The sequence below is a fragment of the Moorena sp. SIO3H5 genome, from assembly GCF_010692395.1.
In the GTDB taxonomy this organism is placed as follows: Bacteria; Cyanobacteriota; Cyanobacteriia; order Cyanobacteriales; family Coleofasciculaceae; genus Moorena.
The window spans coordinates 1-4654 of the sequence record NZ_JAAHHS010000517.1; the positions used below are offsets into that span (position 1 = coordinate 1).

At 45.4% G+C, this 4654-nt stretch carries 3 protein-coding genes and 1 pseudogene; 2 read left to right on the forward strand and 2 right to left on the reverse strand.

The annotated features are described in order from the left end of the window. A pseudogene (locus F6K52_RS32625) lies at positions 1–127 on the forward strand (IS4 family transposase); the annotation flags it as partial. Between the two features lie 12 nt (positions 128–139). Next, positions 140–1207 (forward strand): AmmeMemoRadiSam system radical SAM enzyme, encoded by a 1068-nt coding sequence (gene amrS / locus F6K52_RS32630; RefSeq protein ID WP_293088682.1) that lies wholly within the window; start codon positions 140–142, stop codon positions 1205–1207. Here amrS and F6K52_RS32635 read toward each other — a convergent pair. Together F6K52_RS32635 and F6K52_RS32640 are read right to left on the reverse strand one after the other, a co-directional pair. Next, positions 1175–2485, reverse strand: a complete 1311-nt coding sequence (locus tag F6K52_RS32635) for a hypothetical protein (RefSeq protein WP_293088678.1) — start codon at positions 2483–2485, stop codon at positions 1175–1177. The two genes, amrS and F6K52_RS32635, sit on opposite strands and share 33 nt — an antisense overlap. Positions 2486–2838: 353 nt before the next feature. Continuing rightward, positions 2839–4479 (reverse strand): hypothetical protein, encoded by a 1641-nt coding sequence (locus F6K52_RS32640; protein ID WP_293088680.1) that lies wholly within the window; start codon positions 4477–4479, stop codon positions 2839–2841. Positions 4480–4654 lie beyond the last annotated feature (175 nt).

Genomic DNA, 4654 nt, shown 5'->3' on the forward strand with positions numbered 1-4654 from the left:
CGCAATGTTGGGAATTAGTTGATAAGTTAATGCGTTTAAGTCGTCATAAGCTCGATAATTATTTACGAGGTATGAGAGCTATGAAGCTTATACAGTCTACTTTTTAGCTCTCATGTCGCCCCCCCAGATTCTTGCCATAATGAACGGTAACACCTACCAATTAAACAATCCCAATAAAGCCATGCTATATCAGAAGCAGGAAGAAGGGAGTGTTTTGTGTCAACTGTGTCCTCATTACTGCCTTATTCCTCAAGGCAAAAGAGGCATCTGTCAGGTGCGCGAAAATCGGGGAGGATCCCTTTATACCCTGGTCTTTGGTCGTACTGTAACTCAGAATATAGATCGGGTTGAGAAGAAGCCATTATTTCACTTCTATCCAGGTTCAACCACCTATTCTATAGCCACAAGTGGTTGTAATTTTCATTGCCAATATTGCACTAATTGGCAAGTCTCCCAAATGTCAACAGAGGAGTTTGCCGCAATTGGGGTTGAGGCTTCAGCTGAGAAAATTGTTGCGGCTGCACTTCAGGTGGGTTGTCGTAGTCTTGCTTATACCTATGTTGAACCAACTATCTTTTTTGAATATGTTCACGCCATTGCTACTTTAGCTCACCAAGCCGGACTTTTTAATCTCTTTAAAACCAATGGTTTTATGAGCAAGGAAATGCTGGACGTTTGTCAGTCCTATTTAAATGCCGCTAATGTAGACTTAAAAGCCTTTAGAGACCAAACCTATCGACAGTTTGGAGGTAGATTGCAGCCTGTATTGGATAGCCTCAAATTAATGAAATCTCTTGGGATATGGTTAGAAGTGACTACTGTAGTTATTCCTGGTATTAATGACGAATCTGGGGAATTAGAAGATATAGCAGGATTTATTGCCCAGGAATTAGGGATTGATACGCCGTGGCACATCACACGATTTTTTCCAGCCTACAAAATGGAAGATGTACCACCCACACCCATTGAAACTCTATACCAAGCCCGTGACATTGGACTAGCAGCAGGATTAAGATACGTTTATTTTGGTAACTTTTTGGAAAAAGGGAAACAGGATACAGTATGTCCCAACTGTGGAGAAATTTTAATTAAACGTCATGGTTTTAAGTTGTTGGAAAATAAAATTATAGATAACCATTGTCCGTCTTGTGGCACACTGATTCCTGGCATGGGTCTAGCCGATCAGATATCCCAAAATTTGACCTAACTCTTCTTTTTGTCTAGCACCGACACTCTCCCATCTTTCGCATAAACTACCAAGTGCCGGAATTACATCGCAGGAGGGATATTGAATAAAAAGTCCCCGCAGTCCTTGAATCCGTGGGATTTTCGCTTCAGCACCAAACCAAGGCTGAGTTAATAATAAGATCATCGGTTCAAGTCCACTTTCATTTCTGAGATTGCTTCGGACTGCATCAGCGAGTTTCAAACTCCGTAATTCATTAGGGGGTTCCATGGAGCGTTGTGTCCAAATTGAGATTAAATCAATTGAATTATTCAGTTCTATTAACCGTTCTTCGTCTTCGCCAGTGGTAACTAAAACAACCGGTATTCTAGCTTGTTGTAACAAACAACTGATAGAATAAGCTGCCATACGGGTAAGAGCTTCAACTGGACCAAACACAGGGGGAGTGACATCCAACAGCAAGACGGTCGGACGAAGGCGTGGTGGTTCAGCCAGTTCACGGGTACGAAATAACAATTCTCCCCGTTGGTAACGGTAGCTAAATAAAGATTTGGGCATGGCTAATTGGCTGGGAAGTAGGGAATTCCAATCCGTGCGGCTAGCTGTCTCTACACCACTTACCTGACCTCGTTCTACTCCCGGTGCATTGCCAATGGCACGTCCTGAATGCTCGCCGAAACAGATGCGTACTCCTAATAACTGGCGTTGAATGGAATTCAAAACTGGCAAGTCTTGGACACGGGACAATAAACGTAGGGGTAAAGCCGGTTCCGCTTCTACAGCTTGAGGACCGAGAATAGCAAGTAAAGATAAGAGGCGCTCATCGATGTGTTTGGCAGACTCTTGCAAGAGGGAAATCGGGGTTGGTGGGGCTTTTGGCTCAATGGGTTTCCCTTTTAGGCCAGCTTTGAGAGCTTCCCAGACTTTCCTGGGAGAGATACCACAGGGAGGTTCCCAGTCCGTGAGAGGGAGTTTGTGTAGCAACAAAGCTACCATTCCTATCCGTGCAGGAGCAGGCCAGCGCAGGGCAATTAATCCAGGAATTCCGGTGTTAGAATCTTTTGCCAGTTGAGACAGGGACTTATGAACGGTACGACCACCAGTGAGGTCTAGGAGGTCTTGGACTAGGGATAAGGGGGGATAAATGCTAAGTCGCTGTAGTTGTGCTAGAGCCGTGGGAAGTAGGCTAAGGTTACTCGGTAAAGACTGGGTAGGAGTAGAGTGAATTACTTTCCGACCTACAGTTCTAGCTTGACGAGTAATGTAGGAATTAAATTGTCCTTTTGCATAGTGACTCATGTTGTTAATGTATAGCAACCGAAGTATAGTTTAGGACAGAGTATTTTGCTTGAAAGGGAGCAGGGAGCAGGGAGCAGGGAGCAGGGAGCAGAAATATGTCTTAAGCTTTACTTCGACTGCTATACATAACTATAAAAATATTGTGATTAATTTTTTCCAAATTCTAAATTCTAACTTCTAACTTCTGACTTCTAACTTCTAACTTCTATAGCGTTTCTAGGACTCATGAGGTACACATTATTTTTTCCCTCTTCCCTCTTCCCTTTTCCTTCTTCCCTGCTCCCTGCTCCCTGCTCCCTGCTCCCTAAAAACCAGAAATTTGTACCTCACAAGTCGTAGAATTGCTATAACTTCTACCTTCCCCTCCTCTTCCCAATCCTTTCATACAACCGACCCGCCTGTGCTGAATAACCGGCATTTTCTAACAAAGCTGCGGCTTTGACTAAATCTCCCTTCAATTCTGCTTGCTGTGCCTGTTCCAACGTTCCAACTTCTTTAGTAATATCCGGTTTAGGTGGAAAAAGTTCCTGGAGCCACGGTTTGGTTTCCCGTTGTCGCAACTGTTTAGAAATGCTATTGAGCAACTGTTTACCTGGTTTGGAAAGTCCTGCTTTCACCTGGGGAACTTCCCCTACCCAGAGTGTCCAAGCTGGAGTCATCTCGGCTATATTAAAGCGATATGTTTGATTACGAGCCACCACCACAGCAGCCTCGGAGTTTAGGTTAAATCGCTGCTGACGAGCTCCATTAGGTAACGAAGGATAAAAGTCCATACCTAACTCTAAATAGAGGGAGCTTGGTCCTATCCAGATTAAGGGAATACCTAGGGGGATTTGTGTAGGTAAGCCCCCTGGTGCAGTTAAAAGATGGTATCCTGGTCCTGGTAACAAAAAAGCCATTTCCCCTACAGGTCTTGCCATTAGCAGGGAGCGCACCCACGATAGTTCTGTATCATCCAGTAGCACTGCATCCACTTTTTGGCTAGGTCTAGGACGAGGCACAAGCTGCACAGCTATAGGCTTTGGTAATCGGTTAGAAACTAAGGAAGGAGCTTCAGCTTTAGGCAGTTGAGGTGCATCTAAAAGCAACCCTCCGTCTATCTGATTGCCAATAGTGCGTAGTCGCCAGTGGCCTAGATCAGCAGTTCCCAATACCCAAATTTCATCTTCGGGAATCATTGGCTCAATCAGACTAGGAGTTAGGGGGAGGCGATGGCGCACATCCACCAAAATTCTTGCCCTTTCAGTCTCTAAAACCGGGACTGCTACTGTAGTATAGGGTAAGCTGGTTAAACGATGGACTAGAGCAGCGGGAATGGTGCGGTTGCCATCAGACTGCAGTCGCATCAATAAAACTCCGGAGCTTTCCTGATGATTATTATTATGGTTATTATTAAGGGGCTGTTGTGAGGCGCTGGTCAGGGTTACCTCTAGACCTAAAGCTGTGGCACGACCCAAAATCCACCGACCTAGGGAGCCAGGGGTGACAACCTCTAAGACAGTGGCTTTTTGATAACGACTAGGAGGTAAACTCGCTTCTGCTAATAATTCTGCTAATTCTACAATTGACCAAGTGCTAACATCTAAGGTTTGTGTGTCTTGATCCTGACTAGGCAACTCTCCTGAAAGGGACAACTTTACCCATTGTTGATGATGACAAGCAAAGGGTCTACCTCCCGCTGTCCAAATTAGTGGGGCGATACGCTCATGGGAAACAGCCACTTCTGCCCACCATTTTCCCTGGGGTGCCCGGCGGACAACTGCTGCATCTGATAACCTAGTACCTAAAACTGACCCTAAGAATGCCAGAACATGATTAGCACTCCCAAAATGCCCCCCTGTAGATGAATCTAATAACCGTTGAGATGCTGGTGTTTTTGAGGTTGTTGTCTCTGATGAAGGCTGTTTAGGGGTGGGCTGGGGGTCTTTTGCCGGTGAGGGTTTTCCTTCTGCTTCGGTTAACCGCCGAATTGTAAATTTGGACTTTTTTGACATTATCAAGAGGGAATCGGGAGTCGGGAATCGGGAGTCGGGAATCGGGAATAGTAATGACTTGGCTGATTATGGCTAACTCCTCCCAACACCCCGAGCCACACGAAAACCCACAAAGTTGTATAGTTCATCGCGCGCGTCATAGTCGAGGCGGGAGGCAGAACGGCAATCCCTAGGA